General features: G+C 43.3%; 19 protein-coding genes. 9 read left to right on the top strand and 10 right to left on the bottom strand.

Going from position 1 to position 22931, the window contains the following annotated elements:
• Window positions 1–10: 10 nt before the first annotated feature.
• Window positions 11–1795, top strand: coding sequence for a glycosyltransferase family A protein (locus tag ACL6C3_RS08495; RefSeq protein ID WP_413166728.1), 1785 nt, complete (start codon window positions 11–13; stop codon window positions 1793–1795).
• A gap of 50 nt (window positions 1796–1845) precedes the next feature.
• Here the strand turns inward: ACL6C3_RS08495 and ACL6C3_RS08490 are convergent, their stop codons facing one another.
• On the bottom strand, window positions 1846–2430 hold the full coding sequence (locus ACL6C3_RS08490) for a hypothetical protein (protein WP_413166727.1): 585 nt from the start codon (window positions 2428–2430) through the stop codon (window positions 1846–1848).
• Here ACL6C3_RS08490 and ACL6C3_RS08485 point away from each other — a divergent pair.
• On the top strand, window positions 2423–2689 hold the full coding sequence (locus ACL6C3_RS08485; protein ID WP_413166726.1) for a hypothetical protein: 267 nt from the start codon (window positions 2423–2425) through the stop codon (window positions 2687–2689). The two genes, ACL6C3_RS08490 and ACL6C3_RS08485, sit on opposite strands and share 8 nt — an antisense overlap.
• A 115-nt stretch (window positions 2690–2804) precedes the next feature.
• Here ACL6C3_RS08485 and ACL6C3_RS08480 read toward each other — a convergent pair whose 3' ends face one another.
• The 4 genes from ACL6C3_RS08480 to ACL6C3_RS08465 form a co-directional block, all read right to left on the bottom strand.
• A complete protein-coding gene (locus ACL6C3_RS08480; protein ID WP_413166725.1) occupies window positions 2805–4568 on the bottom strand; it encodes an RtcB family protein in 1764 nt (587 codons plus the stop codon).
• Window positions 4522–4953: an RtcB family protein gene (locus ACL6C3_RS08475; protein ID WP_413166724.1), complete on the bottom strand. Its 432-nt coding sequence runs from the start codon at window positions 4951–4953 to the stop codon at window positions 4522–4524. Before ACL6C3_RS08475 ends, ACL6C3_RS08480 begins: the two co-directional genes overlap by 47 nt.
• A 336-nt stretch (window positions 4954–5289) precedes the next feature.
• Window positions 5290–5745, bottom strand: a complete 456-nt coding sequence (locus ACL6C3_RS08470; protein ID WP_413166723.1) for an AAA family ATPase — start codon at window positions 5743–5745, stop codon at window positions 5290–5292.
• Between the two features lie 330 nt (window positions 5746–6075).
• A complete protein-coding gene (locus ACL6C3_RS08465; protein WP_413166722.1) occupies window positions 6076–7365 on the bottom strand; it encodes a glucose-1-phosphate adenylyltransferase in 1290 nt (429 codons plus the stop codon).
• Window positions 7366–8153: 788 nt separating this feature from the next.
• Here ACL6C3_RS08465 and ACL6C3_RS08460 point away from each other — a divergent pair.
• The 3 genes from ACL6C3_RS08460 to ACL6C3_RS08450 all read left to right on the top strand — a co-directional run bounded on the left by ACL6C3_RS08460 (window position 8154) and on the right by ACL6C3_RS08450 (window position 12918).
• On the top strand, window positions 8154–9311 hold the full coding sequence (locus ACL6C3_RS08460) for a DUF1822 family protein (RefSeq protein WP_413166721.1): 1158 nt from the start codon (window positions 8154–8156) through the stop codon (window positions 9309–9311).
• 93 nt (window positions 9312–9404) lie between these two features.
• The gene (locus ACL6C3_RS08455) at window positions 9405–11753 is read left to right on the top strand and encodes a CHASE2 domain-containing protein (protein WP_413166720.1); all 2349 of its coding nucleotides are present in this window, start codon (window positions 9405–9407) and stop codon (window positions 11751–11753) included.
• Between the two features lie 184 nt (window positions 11754–11937).
• On the top strand, window positions 11938–12918 hold the full coding sequence (locus tag ACL6C3_RS08450) for a DUF928 domain-containing protein (RefSeq protein WP_413166719.1): 981 nt from the start codon (window positions 11938–11940) through the stop codon (window positions 12916–12918).
• Between the two features lie 201 nt (window positions 12919–13119).
• Here the strand turns inward: ACL6C3_RS08450 and ACL6C3_RS08445 are convergent, their stop codons facing one another.
• Together ACL6C3_RS08445 and ACL6C3_RS08440 are read right to left on the bottom strand one after the other, a co-directional pair.
• Window positions 13120–14079, bottom strand: a complete 960-nt coding sequence (locus ACL6C3_RS08445) for an aldo/keto reductase (protein WP_413166718.1) — start codon at window positions 14077–14079, stop codon at window positions 13120–13122.
• Between the two features lie 260 nt (window positions 14080–14339).
• A complete protein-coding gene (locus ACL6C3_RS08440) occupies window positions 14340–14462 on the bottom strand; it encodes a hypothetical protein (RefSeq protein ID WP_413166717.1) in 123 nt (40 codons plus the stop codon).
• A 291-nt stretch (window positions 14463–14753) separates the two neighbouring features.
• Here ACL6C3_RS08440 and ACL6C3_RS08435 point away from each other — a divergent pair, with 291 nt between their 5' ends.
• The 3 genes from ACL6C3_RS08435 (at window position 14754) to ACL6C3_RS08425 (ending at window position 18017) form a co-directional block, all read left to right on the top strand.
• A complete protein-coding gene (locus tag ACL6C3_RS08435; protein WP_413166716.1) occupies window positions 14754–16721 on the top strand; it encodes an NACHT domain-containing protein in 1968 nt (655 codons plus the stop codon).
• Window positions 16722–17176: 455 nt separating this feature from the next.
• A complete protein-coding gene (locus tag ACL6C3_RS08430) occupies window positions 17177–17650 on the top strand; it encodes a DUF1816 domain-containing protein (RefSeq protein ID WP_413166715.1) in 474 nt (157 codons plus the stop codon).
• A 106-nt stretch (window positions 17651–17756) separates the two neighbouring features.
• Window positions 17757–18017 (top strand): MoaD/ThiS family protein, encoded by a 261-nt coding sequence (locus ACL6C3_RS08425; protein ID WP_413166714.1) that lies wholly within the window; start codon window positions 17757–17759, stop codon window positions 18015–18017.
• 405 nt (window positions 18018–18422) lie between these two features.
• Here ACL6C3_RS08425 and ACL6C3_RS08420 read toward each other — a convergent pair whose 3' ends face one another.
• Together ACL6C3_RS08420 and ACL6C3_RS08415 are read right to left on the bottom strand one after the other, a co-directional pair.
• On the bottom strand, window positions 18423–19079 hold the full coding sequence (locus ACL6C3_RS08420; RefSeq protein WP_413166713.1) for a HEAT repeat domain-containing protein: 657 nt from the start codon (window positions 19077–19079) through the stop codon (window positions 18423–18425).
• A gap of 123 nt (window positions 19080–19202) precedes the next feature.
• On the bottom strand, window positions 19203–20396 hold the full coding sequence (locus ACL6C3_RS08415; RefSeq protein WP_413166712.1) for an RNA-guided endonuclease InsQ/TnpB family protein: 1194 nt from the start codon (window positions 20394–20396) through the stop codon (window positions 19203–19205).
• Between the two features lie 356 nt (window positions 20397–20752).
• Here ACL6C3_RS08415 and recF point away from each other — a divergent pair, with 356 nt between their 5' ends.
• Window positions 20753–21925 (top strand): DNA replication/repair protein RecF, encoded by a 1173-nt coding sequence (gene recF / locus ACL6C3_RS08410; protein ID WP_413166711.1) that lies wholly within the window; start codon window positions 20753–20755, stop codon window positions 21923–21925.
• 27 nt (window positions 21926–21952) lie between these two features.
• Here recF and ACL6C3_RS08405 read toward each other — a convergent pair whose 3' ends face one another.
• Window positions 21953–22924 carry a diguanylate cyclase gene (locus ACL6C3_RS08405; protein WP_413166710.1) on the bottom strand — a complete coding sequence of 324 codons (972 nt, stop codon included), beginning with the start codon at window positions 22922–22924 and terminating at the stop codon, window positions 21953–21955.
• Window positions 22925–22931: the final 7 nt, after the last annotated feature.

Raw genomic sequence — 22931 nt, 5'->3', positions numbered from 1 at the left:
ATTAAACACTATGAATGCTTCAGATAAAATTGCTATTAATCCCCAAATTCAACCGACTTTAAAAATTACCCTATTCGCCGTTCCCAAACCTTTTATCGGTCAGATTTCCACTCTACAACGCAATGCGATCGCCAGTTGGTTGAACCTCTCGCCCCAACCGGAAATTATCCTGTTTGGAAATGACGAAGGTGTTCGGGAAGTCGCCCAAGAATTCGGCGTGAAACATATTCCTAACGTTCGCTGTACGCCTCAAGGTACGCCCCTACTCAATGATATTTTTGCCCAAGTTCACCAAATCGCCACCCATCCGATTTTAGCCTACGTTAACGCCGATATTATTCTACTGAATGATTTCCTTCCCACCGTTCAACAGGTTGGCAGCAAAGAGCCTAAATTTTTAATCTTAGGACGGCGTTGGAATCTTGATATTAATCATTCTATTAATTTTACCACATCCGAGGTCGAAAAGCAACTTCGCGATCGCCTTCAACAAACCGCAATCTTTGGGGGAATTGGGGCGTTAGACTATTTCGTATTTCCCAAACCTTTATTTTCAAAATTACCCGAATTTGCGGTGGGAAGGGCGGGTTGGGATAACTGGATGGTGGGGGAAGCCCTCAAACAAAATTACCCTGTTATTAACGCCAGTCGAGTCATAACCGCAGTTCATCAAAACCACGACTATCGACACCTAAAAGGACAGCGACAGGAAGCCTTTCACGGGGGAGAAGCCCAACAAAATAAAGCCCTCAGTCGCGGAACGTTTGCGGGAAATAGTGCGGATGCAACTTGTTATTTAACCTTTCAAACCCCCTCAGAAAATCCTCGCGTCAGTTTAGTTATTATTCCCGGTTTAAATCACTCTGAAAACCTGCAAAATACTGTAGAAAGCATCGAAAATAAAACTCATCAAAATCCTGAAATTATTGTTTTTAATGAAATTCAAAAACCGATAAACTCAAATAATATTCGCCAGATCCCTCAATCTTTTTCCAATCCCGTAGACGCTTACAATACGGGATTAAACCTCGCCCAAGGAGAATTTATCCTGTTTCTGAATGAAGGTTGTCTTCTCAAACCAGATGCTATTTATGAATATATTAACGGTTTTGAAGAACAAGCGGGTTCAGTCGAAATGGTGTTTTCTGGATGGGAAACGTCCAACACTTCTATTCAACCCTCGCCTATTCTTTCACCCGTTTTAAAAGGGAGTCAAGGTTTACACGGTTTGCATATTTGGATGTTACCGAATTTGTGGTTATTGTTGCATCCAAGTTCGGTAATGTTTGAACGAAATTCGTTAAAACGTTGTGGAGAATTCGATACAAACCTATCGCCAACTGCTGCTATTCTCGATAGGGTTTTACATCTGTCTTCCCGAGGGTTTGCGGGAATTTGTTTAGAAAATATTGGGGTTTGTTGTCCGATTTTAGAAGAAAATATTGCTCAAAAAATTGACGACTGCGAATATATTTTAAACCGCTTTTTTGAACGTCCCCATCTTCCCCACTGGATGCAGCCGTTAAAACCAAAAGCCCATTACAATTGTTGGGTTTGGTTGGCTTTTTTAGCCTATCAAAGCGGTGAATTTGAACAAATGATTGAATTGTTAAAACGTTCGCTTTCCTATAGTTCCTATTCCACAGCAGAAACGTTATCTAATTGGATAGAAAGATTTACTCGCATTTCCCAAGAATATAACTCTCAGTTTGACCCAAATACACTTAACAATCTCCCCATCTGGAAACAGTTTTTAAAAACTCTTAACTCGCCAGAGATTAAAATCTCTTTTTAATCTAGAAAATCCTTTTAAGAGGACTTGGGTTTTTCAAAATTTGATAATCATCAAAATAACTCCCACTCAGACACGGTTAAAGATAACGAACTTACCGAAATATCTTGTTTGGGTTGTTGGGGTGAATTCGGTTGAGTTGGTTCTAATTTATCCTGTTTCTGTTGTTGTGACTCTACTTTAATTTTATCATAGTCTTGTTTGATTTTCTCTAATTCAGATTGAGTTTTTTCTAACTCCTGTGAAACCCGTTCAAATTCCGACTGAGACTGTTCTAACTGTTCTTGCTTTTCTGCTAACGCTTGGCGAGTTTCTTGTAACTCCGCGTGACATTTTTCTAAAACTTCCATCGTCTCTTTGAGTTGAGTATGAGACTGTTCTAAGACTTCCTCAGTTTGCTGTAACTGTGTTTGTTTTTGTTCTAACTCCTGTTTAGTTTTTTGTAACTCCTGTTGAACCGACTCCGAGGAAGACTGTTCTTGTTGTTTAATTTGGTATAGCTGAAAATGGGTTTGTTCCAACTCTCCCAATACTTCATCAAACTGCGCCTGAGTGCGTTCGAGTTCCTCGCGGACGTCGTGAAGTTCCGACTTCAGTTGTTCATACTCTTGTTGACTAATTTGTTGTTCTGTGGTCACGGGTGTCGTTCTCTCAACTCATACTTTTACATTTAACCAATATATTATTTTACCCCATAAACCCGCTCGGGTACATCGCATGACAGAAGTTGTTGCTAAATTTCATAATATTATTGATGTGATGCACCCTACATTTAAAACAAACCTGAAAATGGTGCATCACATTAAAGAAATTCTTGCTAAATTCCATAATATTATTGATGTGATGCACCCTACATTTGGATTGGTGCATAACATTACAGAAGTTGTTGCTTGGTAAGGTTGAAGTCAAATTAAAAGTCCCCCAAAATTGGGGAAGTTAGCGCTTGGTAAGGTTGGAGTAAAAATCAAAGTCCCCCAGAATTGGGGGATTTAGGGGGCGAAGGGGGATAAAATTACCCTTTCACACAAACAACCTGTCTCAACGTCGCCACAATTTCTACCAAATCAGATTGTTGCTTCATCACCTCATCGATGGGTTTATAAGCACCGGGAATTTCATCAATAACCCCGTTATCTTTTCGACATTCAATCCCTTCAGTTTGCTGAACTAAATCATCAACCGTAAACTGTTTTTTTGCTTTACTTCGAGACATTAAACGACCTGCGCCATGACTACAGCTGCAATAACTTTCCGCATTTCCTTTCCCTTTAACAATAAAAGATTTTGCACCCATTGAACCGGGAATAATTCCATAATCATTTTCTTGCGCCCTCACCGCACCTTTACGAGTCACATAAACATCCTCACCAAAATGCACTTCTTTTTCGGCATAATTGTGATGACAGTTAACTTCTAAAAGCGGTTTTGTTGGCTTTCCTCCCGCAATTGCTTGTTCAACAATTCGTTTAAAACGAGCCATCATTACATCCCGGTTATAACGAGCGTAATTTTGCGCCCATTGTAAATCTCGCCAATAGGCTGCCAATTCGGGAGTTCCCGCAATAAAATAGGCTAAATCCGGGTCTGGAAGCTTCATTTCTGCCAGTTTTGCCAACGCTTTGGCGCTGTCGATATGACGTTGGGCGAGCATATTTCCAATATGACGGGAACCGGAATGCAGCATCAACCAAACGGCGTTTTCTGTATCAATACAGAGTTCTATAAAGTGATTTCCACCGCCTAAAGAACCGAGTTGTTTTAATGCTTTTGATTCGAGGTTTTGAACTTTCGGATGCAGGTCTTTAAACTGTCGCCATCCCTGCCAATTTGTAACCGATTTTTCGATATCTTTATTTTCGTTAAAACCGACGGGAATAATTGCTTCTATTTCTTGGCGAATTTTCTTGAGTTTCCCCTCTAATTGGTCGCCCGAAAACGGCGTTTTTACGGCGCACATTCCGCAGTTATGAACGAAGACTCCAGCGGTTAGAGCAAAGTTGTGATATTCCGGTACTGTTAAACAGTAAACATCTTGCTTTTCTGATAGGAAAATTACCTCGACAACTTTATGGTTGTACCCGTGTTCTTTTCGCCGATGGTTGTGTAATCCAATGGGACTTTTAACCTCGGTGCCGCAGGTTTCGCAAGTGTAAATCCGATTGGCAATTTCCTTGCTTTTAGCTCTTCCTTTTTCGCTGGTATTGTACTCAACAAGATATTTTTTTCCCCGCTCCCCATTCTCCGCGACAGATGCTTGGAAATGTTCGGGGCGCTCTTCCATATACCGCAGAATATTTTTTGTTCCCCTTTCAGAAAAGTATTTATATCCCTCGGCTGTGCGAGCTTTTCTAGCTAGAGCTTGCTTTCTATTATCTTCAAATTCTGGAGATTGCCAATGAGTATTTTTCTCAACCCGTGAGCGATGGTAGGCGGAATGTTCGTTATTTCCCATAAATTCCAAATTTTCTGGCTTGTTATCAACCGGGTCAAAATTATTGTGATGAATCACAGTTTTTTGACCGGAAAATTTAGGAATTTTACCTAACAAACCAGAGCGTGCAATCATCCAGTGGGCTTTTTGGTATCGACCGGAATAATTATGCTGAATTAAGCTATAGCCATCCTTATCCTTTTTGGAGTAAAACGGCATTAAAGACGTACCATTTTTTAAGTCTTTTGCTTCTCGATAACTGCCATCGCGCAACATGAATTGATGGTCGGGAGTGCATTTAATTTCCGCACCGTTGTCGAGAACCACTTTGACTAATGGGGGCATTGCGACGAGTCAAGCGAGCGCTCGCTTTAGCTGCTACAATTCGACCGGTGTCGGTGCAGGAGTAAACCACAAACTCTCGCCGCCAGGAAGCTAACTCGACCAAGGGATAAGATTTGCCGTCTGCTAGAGGAACTAATGTATCTCCGGTGAAGCAACCAATATCCACCCCAACGGCTGCGGGAATTATCGCGTCTTTGGTGGCAATAACAGACCCAACTAACGCCCCTTTTCCTAAGTGTACATCCGGCATTAATGCCACGTGTTTGAACACGAAGGGGAGGGAGGCGACGTTTTTTGCCATTTGGGTTTCTTGGGATGCTAAGGAATGATTTGCCCAAGATAATACGGGTTTTGGTGTTGATATTTCTAAGGGTTCGTAGGGCATGGTTGTAATAGTTGGTTCGTATAATTAGCTTTGTCTAGTCGTATTGTAGTATATTTGTATTATACTTGTCAAGTGGGTGTAATATGGTGTTCGATTAATTAATAATTATCGTGTAGGGGCGGGTTCGGTGCCGATGTCTGTCTCTCATCAACTCTTTAGGTAAACCCGCCCTACTCCTGATATGATATCCGCTTGATTAAGTCTGTTGCTGGAGTGGGTTTATCTCAATCTCTCAGTAGCAGTCAAAATCTTGTAGAACCCGCCCTTACAGAATTATTATTGATTTCGGATATGATATGAGGGCAATATTTGGGTGTAAGATTTGGGTTACGGGTTTTAGAGGATAATTAAACTGTCTAAGGGTTCTTGTAAAGAGGGGGGAACGTCGGTTAACTGGCGGTGCATTTTGAGGATAATTTCTTCGGGGACTTGACGGGGGCGGTTTTGGTTGCGTTGCAGACAGATTTCTAAGGGGATGTTCACCCAAACGGCAAAAATGGGATGAAAACCGATTTTTCGTGCTATAGTAATTACATCTTTACGTTGGCGGCGTTGGGTGTTTGTGGCGTCATAAATTGCATCTGTGCCTTCTTCAACCGCTTGCTGAAATTGTTGGAGAACTTGACTCCAAACTCTTAACCAAGGTCCTTGAATTGCCTCATTTCCAAACAGTTGCGCCCGAATACTATCGGTAGAAATTAGTTTGTATTTGGGATGTTTGGCACTGAGTTGACGTGCGAAAAAAGACTTCCCACTTCCAGGAAGTCCTATCATTAAAATTAGTTTACTCATTTCAAACGGTTTGCACGGGTGATATGATGTCCGGTTGATTAATTCTGTTATAGGGTGGGGCGGTTTAAACAGTGAACAGTGAACAGTGAACAGTGAACAGTAGCCAGTGAACAGTGATAACTGTCAAAACTGGTAACAGATAACTAATAACTAATAACTGATAACTGTAAAAACTGGTCACTGTAAACTGTAAACTGTAAACTGTAATAAAGCCGCCCCTACAGAATCATTATTGATTAGTCGGACATGATATGATTTCTCTACAGAAACAACCGGAATTTGATGCACCCCACCCATGATTTTCAAGGGTTGGATGCACCATAACCCGGTCTAAATTACTGTACCGTCGGGAATGATAGCATTTTTCAAGATGGTAACAATTCCACTGCGAATATAGAAGCCGAGTTCCTCGCGGTCCGCTTGTTCGACATCTTCTTTATTGGTGATGGTAACATTGCTACCAATGCGAGCATTTTTATCAACAATAGCCCGACGAATGGTCGTATCCGCACCAATTCCCATTGGAATTTTACCTTTTTGCAGATTGGATTGACGTTCGGCGAAAGGTTCGTAATAATCCGAACCCATAACCAAAGTATCTTCAATGACACAACCGGCTTCAATGCGAGAACGCAGGCCCAATACACTGTGGTCGATGCGGCATTTTTTGAGAATAGAACCTTCAGAAATAATCGATTCTGTAATTTGACAATCGAGAATTTTAGACGGAGGTAAATACCGAGAACGGGTGTAAATGGGGGCTTTTTCGTCGTAGAAACTAAAGGGAGGTTGGGGTTGCTGCGTTAACGCTAAGTTAGCATTGTAAAACGCTTCAATGGTTCCGATATCTTCCCAATAGTCGTTAAACAGATAAGCCTGAACGTTGTGGTCTGCGGCCGCACTCGGAAGGATTTCTTTACCGAAATCGGTTTGTTCGGTATTTTCGGTCAGTAACTTAATCAAAACCTCTCGGTTAAAGACATAAATCCCCATCGAGGCAATAAAGGGGCTTTCCTTGGCTTCTTCGGGGGAGAGTCCTAACGTTGTGGTGTCAACCGCCATTTTCTTGAGGGCTTCACCTTTGGGCTTTTCGCTAAAATCAATAATCCGACCCGAATCATCAATTTTCATCAACCCAAAATCAGACGCCCGTTTCTCATCGATAGGGAGTACCGAGAGGGTAATATCTGCGTTAGTATCAATGTGACGCTGGACAAACTCCCGGTAGTCCATACGATAGAGATGGTCGCCGGACAGAATTAAGAAATAATCAACATCCCACTCCGCAAACAGCCAAATATATTGACGAACCGCATCGGCTGTCCCCTGGAACCAGTTGGGGTTGCTGGCGGTTTGTTGGGCGGCGAGAACCTCGGTAAACCCTTCGGTAAAGCCCGAAAAATTGTAAGCCCGAGAAATATGGCGGTTGAGAGACGCCGAGTTAAACTGAGTCAGAACATAAATTTTAAGAATTTCGGAATTGATACAATTACTGATAGGAATGTCAATCAGTCGATATTTACCCGCTAAAGGAACGGCAGGCTTGGCCCGCAGCTTGGTTAGGGGATAAAGACGGGTACCTGCACCGCCGCCGAGAATAATCGATAAAACTTTTTTCACAAAAACCACCTCTTATCTGCCAATGTTTTCTCAAGTTTAGTGTCCGACTGTTAGCTCAAATTGACAAGGGGGGAAAGGAAAAAAGGTCGGTTAAAATTCGGTTATGATTGGATCGAGAGTAGGGCCAGATGAAATGGAGCAACAAAATTCGGCTATAAGTTCCCTGTTCCTTTCCCCAATTTGAAAAATTTAGCTAAAAGCAGAAACACTCCTTAAAACCCTGATTGCCAAAAATGTCTAAGGGATAAACATCTAGTCCTACAACCCGCTAACAGTTGACGTTATCGATGATTTAACCGATTAATTTTTTCGGGTTCAGTTTAGCACTCTGTCCCCGAATTATTCCTCTATCATCAGACAGAGCAAAACAGTCCCATCCAGACAAATGGACATCAATCACGATCGCGCCCGGTCCCGAGCGCGGCGATCGGCTTCTAAAAGGCCAAAGTGCGTAGTAGAAGAAATCCCTCACTCGGACAGTTGGACTGCTTGTTTGTCTGCCTATCATACCATTTAGGGGGTACTCTGCTCGGAACTGTTACCAAACTGCAATGACCAAACGTTTTTTAACAAAATGTACGCTCAAACCGGATTGAGCGTTAATAAAATGAAGAAAACATTAGTCGCTCACCGAAGCGATCAAAAATCTTCTGGAAGATTTCCACCGTCAAAAGTGCATATTCTTCTCGAACCCAACGTATTGAACAATACTGAGAGCGGTTATCCCGAAAAAATCGCGCTTATTCCATCAGACCTCCCCGTTCAATGTTCTCATAGGAGATGTTCCGATGACGTTCTTACTTGCTGAAGCAACTCAATTGAGGTTGGAAATCTCCCCAACCCTTTCCGATCAGGCGTGGCAGCAAAGTCAGCCCTACTCAACCGCCAGTCGTCGTTGGAGTGCTTATCTCAATCAACTCTGCCTCGACACCGTTGTTCCCTGGCTACAAGAAGAGTATGACTCAGTTGTTCAATCTGAGACTCTACTTCCGAATATTTGGGAACTGGTTGAGGGCGCTGTCATTACCCTAGCCGATGGAACCCGACTGATTTTAATCCCCAGCGAAACCATTGACACCGATGAATTTCGCGTCCCCCAAGAATGGGTTGATATTCCCAGTTGGATCGGAGATTATTACTTGGCCGTCCAAGTTAACCCCGACGAACAGTCCGTCAAAATTTGGGGATACACCACCCACGCTCACCTGAAAACCGAGGGACGCTACAATTGGAGAGATCGCACCTACAGTTTAGACGGATCGGAACTGATCGGCGATTTAAACGTTCTCTGGGTTGCCCGTCAATTCTGTCCGACCGAACCAACTCGCAGCCCCGTCCCCCCCTTATCGAGGTTAACCCCCGTTGAAGCGGAAAACTTGGTTCAACGTTTGAGCGCCCCCGATGTTCTAGTCCCTCGACTGGCCATTCCCTTTGAACGCTGGGCCGCCCTCCTCGAATACAATCAAGGACAACCCCTGTCTCAACAACGGCAAGGTCAAGGCGCAATCGATTTAAGCCGTTGGTTAGATAATCTGTTTGACACCGGTTGGCAGTCCATTAAAACCTTATTTCCCCAGCGCGAATCTCAAGTCATTTTCCGCAGGCCCACCAACGCTCCCCAACGGGAAGTTCAACGGATTAAACAAATTTCCATCGGAAACCTAGAAACCTCTAATTTCGTCGTCCTGTTTGTGGGATTGAGTCCAGAAACCGACGGCCGTCTGGGAGTCCGGGTACAACTTCACCCCCAACCCAACAGTTCATGCCTTCCGGCTTATACCCGCTTGACCTTACGCTCAGAATCCGGTGAAGTCCTGCGCGAAGTCGTCGCCCGTACTCAAGACAACTATATTCAAATCCCTCGATTTAAGTGTTTACCTGGATATCGCTTTAGTGTTGAAATCACCTGGGAAGATACCAGCGTTACCGAATATTTCCAAGTTTAAATTCATTTTTACTCTTTGACCGGGATTAACCCAGAGTAAAAAAATTTTAAGCGGAGCATCAATACAGAATTTGGAAATTGTTATCAAGGTCTCATGCCTAGTCTAACGTCCTCAATCGGTCGCCCCAAATCCGTCAAATCGGAAAGTCTGTCTGTTGTCCTCAACTTCGGTAGCGGCAACACTCAACAAGGCTGTCCGATGATTGTGGCTAATTTGTGGACCGACGGCAGTAATCCCCCGATTCGACTAACAGGGAGTTTGCCCCCGGCTTTACAGTTGGCCGAACTCTACCAGCGTTGGCGCGCCCTCTACGAAGCTTTAAATCATCGTTTGAGTTGGCGGCGAGGCGTGGTTGATGTGGCGATTGAGTTTGACGAGGAGGAGATTGCTCAAGTTTCTCAAGTCGAGTTCTTTGATTTATCTAAACAGTTAAAGGCCTGTCTCAATCGGTGGTTAGATTCGGGATCATTTGGCCGGATTGAACGAAAGTTACGCACTCAATTGTCGCCCCAAGACGAAATACGAGTCATTATTGAAACAGACGACCCTTTACTTCGGCGACTTCCTTGGCATCTGTGGAATTTTTTTGAAGACTACCCGGCATCAGAAGTCGGTCTCAGCAGTACCTTAGAAGCTGAACGGATCGAACCGATGCAACGATCTCCGGGAGGCGCCGTGAGAATTTTAGCGATTCTGGGTAACTCTCACGGTATTGATATCGAACACGATCGCACGGTAATTGAACGTTTACCCGGTGCGAAAACCGTCTTTTTAGTTGAACCCCAACGCAGCGAACTGAACCGCCTCCTCTGGGACGAACAGGGGTGGGATATTCTGTTTTTTGCCGGACACAGTTCCAGTCATATCAGCGGGGCAACCGGATATATAAATATTAATCAACATGATGCGATTACCATTACCGAGTTAAAATTTGCCCTCAGAGCCGCGATCGCCCGGGGGTTACAACTGGCGGTTTTTAACTCCTGCGATGGTTTGGGACTGGCCCGACAACTGGCTGACGTGCAGATTCCCCAACTGGTGATCATGCGCGAACCGGTACCGGATCAAGTCGCCCAAGCCTTTTTAAAACACTGGTTGAGCGCCTTTTCTAAAGGAACCTCTTTTTATCAATCGGTTCGAGAAGCCCGAGAAAAATTACAAGATTTAGAGCCAGAATATCCCTGCGCTTGTTGGCTGCCGGTGATTTGTCAAAATCCGACCGTTGTTCCTCCGAGTTGGCAAGACCTGCGCGGCACTCAACAGCCCTCGCTGTCCCGGATCATCGGTTTGGGGAGCGTTGCCACCGTTTTGGTGATTGCGGCGCGAACGCTCGGTTTAATGCAAGGATGGGAACTGACCGCCTTTGACCATTTGTTACGACTGCGACCCCCCGAAAGCGTTGATTCTCGGGTGTTAGTGGTAGAAGCTACCGAACGGGATCTGCAAAAATACGGCGGTTTTCCCCTACCCGATGAGACTGTAGCCAAACTGATTGACAAACTCAAATCCTATCAACCCCGAGTCATGGGAATCGATATATATCGAGACGTTCCCCGAGAACCGGGTAATCCCCAATTAATCAAACAATTTTTAGAAACTTCTAATTTAATCGCCGTTTGCAGTGCATCACAGATCAACGATCCCAATAAACCCGGCGTCAGTCCTCCCCCCAATGTCGGCAAAAACCAACTCGGATTTACCGATGTGGTGGTAGATTCCGATGATATTCTGCGGCGGCATTTATTGTTTATGTCTCCCGAAAGCAGTTCTCCCTGTCAAACTCAATTTTCTTTAAGTTTTCAATTGGCTCAATATTTCCTCAAACAAGAGGGCATTACACCCCAATTAAAAGCCAATGAATCGATAAAATTGGGTGAAGTGGTCTTAAAACCCTTAGCCAAACGTTCGGGGGGCTATCAAAACTTCGACAATCGCGGATTTCAACTGTTACTCAACTATCGGGCGACCCAAACTCCGCTGCGACGAGTAACCTTTTCTCAAATCCTAGACGGTGAAATTGATCCCGATTGGATTAAAGATCGTTTGGTTTTAATTGGCATTACGGCACCGATTTCAACTGATTACTTTTCTACCCCTTACAGTTCGACTTCGAGTCAGCATCAAAAAATGCCCGGAGTGATGCTACAAGGGCAAATGATTAGTCAAATTCTCAGTGCTGTACTCGATGGTCGTCCTCTAATTTGGGTCTGGAATCAATGGGGGGATTGGGTCTGGATCGGAAGTTGGTCTATAGTAGGAGGTATTATTGCTTGGAATTTTCGGACCGGAGCCCTTTTGGGATCTGCGGTGACAGTCGCCGTTGTTGTTTTATCTGGAGTTTGCTACATCTTCTTCCTTTGGGGAGGATGGGTTCCGTTAGTCCCATCTGGTTTCACGTTGGTGATCACCGCCGTTTGTCCCTTTTTATTGAGAAATCAGTAAAATAATGCGGTTGAGAGAACCTTTAGAAATTTTTCTATAGATTGCTAGTGCATCAAATTGTTGTGGCTTAAAGTTAAGCACCTAAATCCAACAAAGTTTTCACCTGCCTCTGTTCATTTTCAACTCAACTGAATAGAGCAAATATTAACAAAGCATTTTACGATTCAACCGGGGAGTAAAAATAATGATGCAGTCGTTGATCCGTCGTTTGTGCCGCCTGACGTTTGGCTTATCCTGTCGGTCTATCCCACTGATTGGCCTGTTGATTTTAGCCGGAATTGAGGGGGTTAGCCCTCAGTTAGGACTGTCTGGTCCGGTGGAAACTGATGTCAGTAAAACCCGTTCTCAACAAACCGTTGGCAAGAATAACTCTGTTATTGTACAAACTTTTAATTTTCAACCCCCCGATCGCGGAGCGCCCGGAACCCGAGCGGATGCGGGGAGTCGAGGCGGATGTTCTCAGTCGCCAAATCAGTCGCAAAAGTTGACGGCTTTAATTCCGACCACAAACTGGGGGGAAACAATAGCGGCTCATCCGACGTTCTGGTTGTATATTCCAACTCGACCGACGACAGTTGAATTTCTTCTGACAGAGGAAGACAGCGAAAAAGTGGTTTATGAGGGGAAATTTCCCGTCACACAGGGGCCGGGTATTGTCAGTTTCCCCTTACCGGAAACCGCTCCTCCCCTCGAAGAAGGCAAGGCCTATCGCTGGATTTTTACATTTTCCTGTCAGTCTGAGGAGATGAGTACCTCTACTAACTCGGAGATACCAATCCCCCCTACCGTTAGTGGAGTTATTGCTCGGATTGCACCTTCTGCCGAACTCAGCCAAAAGTTAGAAAATGCTTCCCTAAATGAGAAGATCGCTTTGTATGCCCAAAACGGTCTTTGGTATGAAACCCTGACTCATCTGGCTCAACTGCGACGCACTCAACCGCAAAATGCCCAAGTTGCCGCCCAATGGATGAATCTATTACAACATGAAGCGGTTAAGTTAAACAACATCGCCCAAGAACCGATATTATCCTGTTGTCAGGTTGAACAAACCAGTTCCCTCTCTCTCCCCTTCAAGGAAAAAGGAGCAAAATCATTTAACAGTCACTCAGAACCCGTCACCAGTGAAGAGGTGTTGGGTGTCGGGTGTTGGGTGTCGAATTTGTAGGGACGGGTTCGATCTAAATTGATCATTTCCCACCGACAACCTATATAAACCCGCCCCGGAGTCAGGAGTTAGGAGTCACCGAGTCACCGAGTCACCGAGTCAGAAGTTTAGAATTGCCCCTTACCCCTTGCCCCTTACCCCTTACCCCTTTCCCCTTCCCCCTTCCCCCTTACCCCTTACCCCTTTTGCAAGATTCCCTTTTTACTCCGAAAGCCAGGGGCGAGTGACTTGTTCGAGTTGATCGAGTTCGGCTTGGGTCATTTCCCAACCCAAAGCCCCGGCATCATCTTTAATTTGAGCGGCATTTTTAGCGCCTGCGATCGCAATCACTCCGGTTTGAGCATTAATCCAGTTTAACGCCACTTGAGCGGGTGTACGCTGATATTTTTCGGCAATTTGGCGGATAACAGACATGACGGGTTCAATTTTTTCTAACCCCGCTTGTGAGAAGCGAGAGTCGATCCGCCGCCCACCCACCGGCGGGTTATTGGGGGTATATTTTCCGGTGAGGAGTCCTTGGGCGAGCGGACTGTAAGCCAGTAAGGTCACGCCCAACTGACGCGCCCGATCTAAAATTCCTTTTTGTTCGATTTTGCGGTTGAGCAAGGAATATTTGACTTGATTTGTCGCCAACGGAATACCCCGCCGCCCTAAAATTTCGTGGGCTTTTTCCATTTCATCAGCCGAATAATTGCTGACTCCCACCGCCAATATTCTCCCTTGTTTGACTTCATCGGCGAGGGCGTTGATTAAGGTTTCTTGGGTCATCAAAAAGGTAAACGGCCAGTGAACTTGGTACAATGCCACTTGAGGCACCTGTAACCGTTTGAGGCTGGCTGTTAACGCATCGGCGACGCAGTTTCCCCAAATTCGCCAGGGTAACGGCCCGTATTTGGTTGCCATGATCACGGGTTTATCGGTTTTTTGCATGAATTTTCCGAGTAATTCCTCAGATAACCCCTGTCCGTAAACTTCGGCGGTATCAAAAAAGTTGATCCCCAATTCTAGGGCGGTGTTAAATGCGGCTTCGACGTCGCCTTCTCCGAAGCTTTTACCATAGTCCCAAAAGAAGTTATCCCCCCAAGACCAGGTGCCGATACAGAGTGAGGGAACAGTGATCCCGGTTTGTCCCAGCGTTGTGGTTGTGATCGTCGATGTCACGGTAAAATCTCCTAACAGCTTTCTTCACATTTCTTTATATTGTGACGCGATCGCCCGAAAAAGATCTTTACCGGAGTTAGGGAACAGGGAAGGGGGAAGGGGTAAGGGGGAAGGGGGAAGGGGTAAGGGGTAAGGGGTAAGGGGTAAGGGAACAGTGACCCAGTGTTGACAGCGAAACACGTTGATAACCCAGCCGTCAACCCATCCGTTACCATCCTGCCCACCTTCCCCACCTCTGTCTCGAATTCTTTACCAAATTTTTATTTTTTACTTTTAAACTGAGGTTGTTGTTGGTTCGGTGCCGCTAACCAGAGTTGATCGCCCTGTTCCACTCGATTTCCTTGAATCAACAACATTTCTTGTTCAACTTGGAGATGGAGCAAAATTCAGTTTGTATAACTTAATGATTGAATTGTTTGATTTTACAGAACTTAAACAAAGTTAACAAAATCTAAAGAATTGGGTTTTGTCGAAAACGATAGCAGATATCAAGAAAACAATGGTTTTCGAGACTTAATAGGGATAAAACATTTAGCCCAGGAAATAATATCACATTTTCAAAGAGCGATCATCTATCTAAAGGTATAAAATAAGTTATCTAATCATCTAGACCTATTTTGAAAATGTGCCAACTCTCGTGTAATTCTAGAATTCCTATTTGAGAGGACGTAGCGATGTCAATTACCAAACGCTCATTGAAAGCTTCTTCTACCGGAATCCACCTGGCAAAAAAAGCATTTGCTCGTAAAGGCTGGACCCAAGAAAACCTCGCATCAGAAGTGAATCTTAAAACTCGTCAGCCGATTTGGAGATTTTTTACAGGTCGCCCCATCGAACGCCATACATTTGTTGAAATTTGTTCATTACTGGAGCTAAATTGGTTAGAAATTGCTCAAGATCCGCCGGCGGAAGTGTTAGAAAAAATCTGTGATAATCCTGAAAAAATAGGAAATACAGATATTAACGTTCTGGTTCAACAGGCGCGTTCAAAACGTTACGACAAAATTCAACACAGATGCGGCTATTTAACGCTGTTAGATGTTCACTATCCGGTCAATATTAACGACATTTATGTTGATGTTGATATTTTAGAACAGATCGGCACCCACACCGGCATAGAAATTGCCCAACTTCAAAACTGGACACCGGAAGAATTTGAGCGCTTTAGTCTCAACAACAGTATTGTCCCGAAAAAAATGTCGGGAATCCAAGCCGTAGAAACTTACTCTAAACTGAGAATCTTAGGTCAGCCCGGAGTAGGTAAAACGGTTTTTTTACAACATCTGGCGCTGCTGTGTAATCAAGGTCAATTCTGCCCGAACCGAGTGCCTATTTTTATTAACTTGAGAGATTTTGCAGAGGAGTCCAGACAAGCGAGAAACTTTAGCTTATTTAACTTTATTCATGGAGAATTTATCACTACAGAAATTACAAATCCGACGATTTTAATCAATTTGCTGCACGGCGGTCGAATCTTATTGTTGTTGGATGGACTCGATGAAGTTAACGTTCAAGACTTTCCGAATGTCATTCAAGAACTTCGGCGATTTTCCGAGAAATATTACAATAATCTGTTTGTTGTCGGTTGTCGAACGGCTGCAAAAGAGTTCAAAATCAAAGGGTTTACCGATGTTGAAATTGCACCCTTAACCGAGGAAAAAATCACCCAGTTTGTTGAGAAGTGGTTGGTAGAATTCAGGAAGCTAGATCTTAACGATGGCTTGAAACAAGCGGTTAAGTTCAACGAGAGTCTCAACCTCCCCGAAAATTTACAGTTTCGTCAACTGGCTGTGCGACCTTTGTTTTTGTATATTGCTTGCTTGATGTTCAGTCGCTCGGAAGATTTTTTCTTGAAATTTAATAATTTTTCTAAGGTCTGTTTGGACTCACTTCTGGGGAAATGGGATCAAAGCAAAAGTATTAAACGGGATGAGATTTATCCCGAATTTTCCTTAGTCCAAAAGCTGAAATTATTCCGTCAGCTTGCTACCGATAGCTTTGAGGAGGGAAAATATTTTTTTCACAAAAAACAGATTCAGCAATATATTAGTGGTTACTTGCATAATTTACCCAATGATCTGATAGACTTAGAGCAACTGCAAGTTGATAGTGAAGCGGTGCTGAAGGCGATTGAACTGCAACATGGAATATTGATAGAACGGCTTCCCGATATTTTTTCGTTCTCTTTTTCGGGGTTTCAAGACTATTTCACGGCTCAACAAATTGCCGATAAATATAATCTACAAAAATCCGAACGGAGTTTACAAAATTTGGTCAATCGCATCAAGGAACCCCGATGGCACAAGATATTTTTGTTGACGGCTTCCGAGCTAGAAAATGCCGATTTTTTAATAGATTTAATCAAGCAAAAGATTGATAATCTCGTTTCTAAAGACCCGGAAATTAAAGCGTTTTTGAGTTCGGTTCCCCAACAGTTTCAAGCGGGTAATACCTTAAAAATACAAGGGGCAATCTCTCAACAGATTCGGGACAATTTTAACCATTTTACCCCCCAACAACAGCAAACGTTAGAATGCTATTACCAAGCAAATCAATTGTTGTTTGATTGTCTCAAGAGTACCTGTAAAGTTACCGAGTCGGTACGTCAAGAAATTAAAGCTTTTTGGTTATTATCTGCTTAGTGATTGCGACCAAAAAATGGGTCTGAAGTTTAATGGGTTCTGATTGGGAATGTGAACGTTCTCAAGTGTAAGGTGGGGTTTGGATATGGGTTCATTATTTTGTAAAAAGTCATAACAAATCCCCCAATTTTGACAAGTTATACCGGGATTAAACTTGGGGATATACTCCATCTTAAACCTCTATCTGTTAGGCTGAAGACTATCCCAGGCTACATTCAATAATTGATAATTAATAATGGATAATGGATAATTACCTCGATCCTTTATGAAGAGGATTGATAGAGAGGAAGTCATCGGTACTCCGGCGCAGAATCGCGCCCTGCCTGCTTCGGACTCGTACCCTGCATAATTTTTCTTTTTTCTCCTTGAAAGGAGAGGTCTTAAACCTGATTAATTAATTATCAATTATCAATTGTCAATTATCCATTGATCAAAACTTGAAAATAAGAGAATTTATGACTACACCAGAAAACTTAAAAATCAACGCTCAGAAAATTAACGAACAAGCTCCCAATATCCGGGGTTTTTTTCCCAATCAGCAAACAATCTACCCTAAAAATCCAGAAAATATTGATAAAATTTTAGATGATTTTCACCCGGATGAACTTGAATATGAAATCGACTGGTTTAGCGAGGCTGAAGAATATTTTACCTCGTATTTGGAGAGAATGGGATTGGCTTGCTGGATAGAAGTGATTACCCAATCCCCAAAATGTATTTACTATTTTGGGCCATTTGCGAGCGGGAGTGAAGCTCAACGTTCTGTTCGGGGGTATTTGGAGGATTTGCAAGCGGAAAATGCTAAAATTGTTAGTCTGGAGATCAAACGAGGAATTCCGAGAAGTCTAACGATTTTTGAGGAGGAGATGGAACATTATTTTGTCAATTCAGAGTTTTCGAGTTTTGTTCCCGCTTGGTTTGGGGTTTAACTGAAAGTTGGATTAAAATGAGTTGATTGAATACAATTTACCGAAATCTATACTCCCGAAACTGAGATTTCGGTAAAATTGGCATGGGTTGCTGAAGGAAAGTGCTATGTCTAACTTATCCATTACCGTCACGGTAAAACTGTTTGCGGTGTATCAAGAAGTCTATGGAGTACCTGAACTGGTTTTAACTTTACCGTCTCAAACGCCTGTTTCTCACGTTCTCGAGCATTGCATCCAAGAACACCCCGAACTTGAACAGTGGCGTTCTGTCACTCATTTTGGGGTGAACTTGCAGTTTGTCCCCCCCGATACTCCTCTGAGTCATGGCGATGAAGTGGTTCTCATTCCCCCGGTGAGCGGAGGTTAAGCTGAGATGAGAAATTTTTCATCCTGAACTCATGCTAATTTAACAGGATATCTAATAGAGTAGTTAATATAAACCTAACTCAGTCATGGAAACCATGAAGCGCGTCAATTCTATTGGAGTCGGTGTATCTGCTGCTTTAGCCCTTGGCATTGTTAGCGCAAGCTCTGTCTCTTGCCTGTTTAAACAATCCGCAGAACCTACTGACTCTTCTTCTATAGCAATTCATCGTTCTCAGGTGATTGATCCGGAGACAGGCTCTATTATATACGTCTCCAGCCTAAAACGCAACTAATTTTTTATTGATTAATATTTTTAGCTGTCATCCCCTCGCTAAACTGTAGCCTATTTAGCCTAAACTATCGAGCCAGTCCGATCAAAACTTTGGCCCGATAGTTCAACTTCGAGTTAGAAAACCCCTTCGAGAGCCGCACCCACAACCCGGTGATCTTCATCTTTTTTCAGATAACTCAGTGCGGCTTGGGCTTGGGGGTCGTCAAATTTTCTTAAAGCCAGAGCAACCCGAGATCGAACCCGCCAGGATTCGCTATTAACAAGCCCGAGAAGCTGCTTTAACGCCTCTGTTTGTTTGGAAGTTCCCGAGAGCGTTCCCAAGCCATCAATCGCCGCTTCTCTGACGGTTTCATCGTCTCCGCCTAAACCATAATCACAAATTTGATAAAGCGCTTCGGGGTGAGACATTTCCATCAAAGGGGCGAGGATACTCCGACGAACCAACCAACTCTCATCGAGGCGAAATGCTTCGACCAGATGGGGTATCGCCATCTCTCCGTACTTGGATAAAGCATTAGCCGCCTCTGCTCTAACGTTATGATCGCGATCGTCTTTCAGCAACTTCTCCAACGCCTCAAACGACTCTGGAGAACGCTTGTTTCCCAAACCCATCGCCACAAAAGAGCGGACTAAAAACTCCGGATCGGCTAACAGAGTCATTAACAGGGGAACTGCCACCGCACTATCATAATGTCTGAGTTCGGTTAATCCTTTTAAACGCTGTTGAGAATCGCTGCTGTTAAGATAGGTTTGGATCTGCTCTATTTCCATGACTCGCTCTCCAATATTAGCAAATGAGAGCCGGCTGACTCCCGAGGTTTACATTTATTTACATTTATAATGGGTTGGACTGGACTTGACAAGGTGATGGTGTGAACTACCGAACGCTGAATCCTAGATTACAGCGTCGGCTTCCTGCCCAGAAACTAGCGTAGTAGTAGATTTCTTACGTCCTCTATTACTACGTCTTACAGTTTGGCGACAGGCTTTATCCCTGGTTCCCAAGGTCAAAATTCGTAGACCCTCATCTCTGAGGTTAATTGCTGCATTGATATCCCGATCATGCTTTGTACCGCAGTTAGTACAAGTCCAATACCTGATATCAAGAGACAGACTAGCGACTTGGTTCAAACAGACATTACAGGTTTTTGAACTAGGAAAGAACCTATCCACTTCGAGATAAACCTTTCCTTCTTGCTCTGCCTTGTATTTGAGCAAGGTACAGAATTGACCCCATCCAACTTGGCTAATTGCCTTAGCGAGACAGCGATTCTTGACCATGTTCTTGACTGCCAAATCTTCAACCACAATCACTTGGTTTTCGTTAACTATCCTACGCGATAGCTTGTGGTGGAAGTCTTCTCGACAACGAGATATCTTATTATGAACTCTAGCTACCTTCGATCTCGCTTTGTTTCGATTGCTAGAACCTTTTTGCTTGCGAGAAAGTTGTTGCTGTTTTCTCTTTAAGTTCTTCTCATGCTTCGCCAACCATCTAGGATTATCAAACTTAGAACCATCTGAGGTGATAGCAAAGTGAGTCAGCCCCAAGTCTATACCTATAGCTTTACCCTCAGTGCTAGGCGATGGCTTTTCTTTCCCATCTTCAAATAACACTGAAGCAAAGTATTGGTCACACTTATTTTTGGAGACAGTAACAGTCTTTATCTTCCCCTCTATAAGACGGTGAATAACTGCTTTAACTTCCCCAATCTTAGGTAAATCAAGACAACTATCTAGCGCCTTAACGTTCTGAGGGTAATGAATAGACTGCTTCCCATGTTTTGACTTAAAACTAGGATATCCTGCTCTCCTCTCAAAAAAATTATTAAAGGCAACACCCAAGTTCAGGCAGACTTGCTGTAGGCACTGGGAGTAGGTCAACTTCAACCACTCAAATTCTTTCTTAAGTTGAGGGATTTGCTTTTTGACCTCGTATCCTGACAACCCTTTACCTGTTTCTTTATAAGTCTTATTCATCAAGTCAAGACAATAGTTCCACAGAAAACGGCAGTTGCCAAAGGATTGCTCTAGCGACTGCTTCTGTTCTCTATTTGGATATAGTCTTACTTTGACGACCTTTAACATTAGAGTGAATTGAATATCCTATAAAAACTATAGCACAAAAAAGAAGGTTGCTCATCTTCGGGATATTGAATCCCTTATTCACCGCTCCTCATCCCGTCGCTGACCAAGCGCGGGTACAGCGCGGGGCAACAAGCGCGAAAAGCTAAAAATAACCTGCTGATAGATTGTCGAATTGAATCGATTGGGTGTATTATTTATCAATGGATAATTAAAAATTGATAATTGATCATTAATTAATCAGGTTTAAGACCTCGACTTATCCATTATCCATTATCCATTATCCATTATCCATTATCCATTATTAATTATCAATTATTGAACACGCCTTAGTTGCTCTTTTTTTTTCTCGGTTGGCTATGTATCTTAAAACGCTACACCTTCAAGATTTTCGGAATTATAACGATGAAAAAGTAGCGTTTGATGCTCCGAAAACGATTTTGGTGGGGGATAACGCTCAAGGAAAATCTAATCTTTTGGAAGCGGTGGAATTGCTTTCTACGTTAAAAAGTCATCGGGTGAGCCGCGATCGCGATTTAATTTTAGAAACTGAAGATAACGGACAAATTACGGGAAACTTAGAGCGAGAAACCGGACTCGTAGAATTGGGGATTATTTTGCGAAGTCAAGGACGGCGTACCGTGATGTTAAATGGTCAGTCTCTGCGGCGCCAACTGGATTTTTTAAGCGTTCTCAATGTGGTGCAGTTTTCGAGTTTAGATTTGGATTTAGTTCGCGGAAGTCCCGAACGGCGCCGCAGTTGGTTGGATCGGTTGTTAATACAGCTAGAACCGGTTTACGCTTATATTTTACAACAATATTATCAGGTTTTGCGACAGCGAAATGCGTTGCTAAAAAAAGCGAGATCTTCGTTTCAGGGTTTGGGGGAAACTCAACAAAAACCGTCTATTTCTGACTCGGAATTAGCGGTTTGGGATGCTCAACTGGCGGTGACGGGTGCGCGTGTGATCCGACGGCGAGATCGGGTTTTGGAACGGTTGGCGCCTTTGGCTGAAAACTGGCACCATTTAATTAGCGGGAGTACGGAGAATTTAGAGCTAACTTATCAACCCAATGTTAAAGTCATTGCTCCGGAAAATACCCGTTTATCTGCTTTATCTCCCCAAGAAGTTCAAGATGCTTTTTTACAAAAAATCTCGACTCGGGCGATCGCGGAACAACAGCAAGGAACGTCTTTAGTGGGTCCCCATCGGGATGATATTGTCTTTAGTATTAACGAAACGCCAGCCCGTCAATATGGGTCTTCGGGTCAGCAGAGAACGCTGGTTTTAGCTTTAAAATTGGCAGAATTGCAGTTAATTGAAGCGGTGGTGGGCGAACCGCCTTTATTGCTTTTAGATGATGTTTTGGCGGAATTGGATCTCAACCGTCAAAATCAACTTTTAGAAGCCATTGGCGATCGCTTTCAAACGTTAATTACAACCACTCATCTGGGTGCGTTTGATTCTCAGTGGTTGCAACACACCCAAATTTTATCGGTTCAGGGGGGAAAAATTGGCCCCTGTTTTTAATTTTTTAGACCAGATTTTTAGACAAGATTATGATGTGGGAACTTGACTATATTTATTTTTTTTATGTTCGTACATCAGTTGATCGGCCAGCGCCAATCCTTCTGCGAGTGAAAATTGATTATTATTAAAATCACAAGTCTGCACCCCAATACTCATTGAAAGTTTATAAGCTTGATTTTGATGATGATTAAATTCATCGATATTGGCTTTTAACCGCCGATAAAAATCCTGAGAAGTTCCATCAGCCCCCGATATAAATAGAGCAAATTCATCGCCGCCCAGTCGAGCAATAATATCGGCATCCCGAAAGGTTTGCTTTAAAATTTGGGCGGCGTTAATAATTGCCCGATCTCCCATTTCATGGCCGAGAGTATCATTAATTTTCTTCAAACCATCTAAATCAGTAAATACAATACAGCAATAAAGTTTAGTCCGTCGGGCAATTTTCATTTGTTGTTCAGCTAATACAAAAAAGCCCCGTCGGTTATAAAGTCCGGTTAATTCATCGGTGAGGGATAACTGTCTCACTTCGGCTTCGGCTTTTAAACGTTCTTGAATTTCCCGTTCTAAGCGTTTATTTTGTTCGAGGAGTTGTTGGTGTTGCTGTTGAATGAGCAATTGATTTTTAACCCGCATCAAAACTTCTTGTTCTTGAAAGGGTTTGGTAATATAATCTCCGCCCCCCAATTCAAACGCTTGTACTTTGTCTTCAATTCGTTCCAACGCACTAATAAAAATCACCGGAATGGAAGCGGATTTTTCCGAGTTTTTTAACTGCTGACACACTTCAAAACCATTCATTTCTGGCATATTAATATCCAGTAAAATTAGGTCGGGCGGGTCGCGATAAACCCCTTGCAGCGCCATCCGACCGCTGAGAGATTTCCGAACAATAAAGCTTTGTGACTCTAGAATTTTAGCTAATAACCGGACATTATCGGGATTATCATCGACAATCAAAATATGAGTTTCTGAAGTGGGTTTGAGTAAAGTTGTCATGTGTGAT

The sequence above is a fragment of the Capilliphycus salinus ALCB114379 genome, from assembly GCF_047276495.1.
In the GTDB taxonomy this organism is placed as follows: domain Bacteria; phylum Cyanobacteriota; class Cyanobacteriia; order Cyanobacteriales; family Microcoleaceae; genus Capilliphycus; species Capilliphycus salinus.
This window is presented reverse-complemented; position numbering and strand designations above follow the sequence as displayed.

Bases quoted from the DNA above. Each gene is read 5' to 3' on its own strand.
- ACL6C3_RS08495 (WP_413166728.1), top strand. From the start codon at position 11: ATGAATGCTTCAGATAAAATTGCTATTAATCCCCAAATTCAACCGACT.
- ACL6C3_RS08480 (WP_413166725.1), bottom strand. From the start codon at position 4,568: ATGCCCCCATTAGTCAAAGTGGTTCTCGACAACGGTGCGGAAATTAAA.
- ACL6C3_RS08475 (WP_413166724.1), bottom strand. From the start codon at position 4,953: ATGCCCTACGAACCCTTAGAAATATCAACACCAAAACCCGTATTATCT.
- ACL6C3_RS08470 (WP_413166723.1), bottom strand. From the start codon at position 5,745: ATGAGTAAACTAATTTTAATGATAGGACTTCCTGGAAGTGGGAAGTCT.
- ACL6C3_RS08460 (WP_413166721.1), top strand. From the start codon at position 8,154: ATGACGTTCTTACTTGCTGAAGCAACTCAATTGAGGTTGGAAATCTCC.
- ACL6C3_RS08455 (WP_413166720.1), top strand. From the start codon at position 9,405: ATGCCTAGTCTAACGTCCTCAATCGGTCGCCCCAAATCCGTCAAATCG.
- ACL6C3_RS08450 (WP_413166719.1), top strand. From the start codon at position 11,938: ATGATGCAGTCGTTGATCCGTCGTTTGTGCCGCCTGACGTTTGGCTTA.
- ACL6C3_RS08435 (WP_413166716.1), top strand. From the start codon at position 14,754: ATGTCAATTACCAAACGCTCATTGAAAGCTTCTTCTACCGGAATCCAC.
- ACL6C3_RS08430 (WP_413166715.1), top strand. From the start codon at position 17,177: ATGACTACACCAGAAAACTTAAAAATCAACGCTCAGAAAATTAACGAA.
- ACL6C3_RS08425 (WP_413166714.1), top strand. From the start codon at position 17,757: ATGTCTAACTTATCCATTACCGTCACGGTAAAACTGTTTGCGGTGTAT.
- ACL6C3_RS08420 (WP_413166713.1), bottom strand. From the start codon at position 19,079: ATGGAAATAGAGCAGATCCAAACCTATCTTAACAGCAGCGATTCTCAA.
- ACL6C3_RS08415 (WP_413166712.1), bottom strand. From the start codon at position 20,396: ATGTTAAAGGTCGTCAAAGTAAGACTATATCCAAATAGAGAACAGAAG.
- recF (WP_413166711.1), top strand. From the start codon at position 20,753: ATGTATCTTAAAACGCTACACCTTCAAGATTTTCGGAATTATAACGAT.
- ACL6C3_RS08405 (WP_413166710.1), bottom strand. From the start codon at position 22,924: ATGACAACTTTACTCAAACCCACTTCAGAAACTCATATTTTGATTGTC.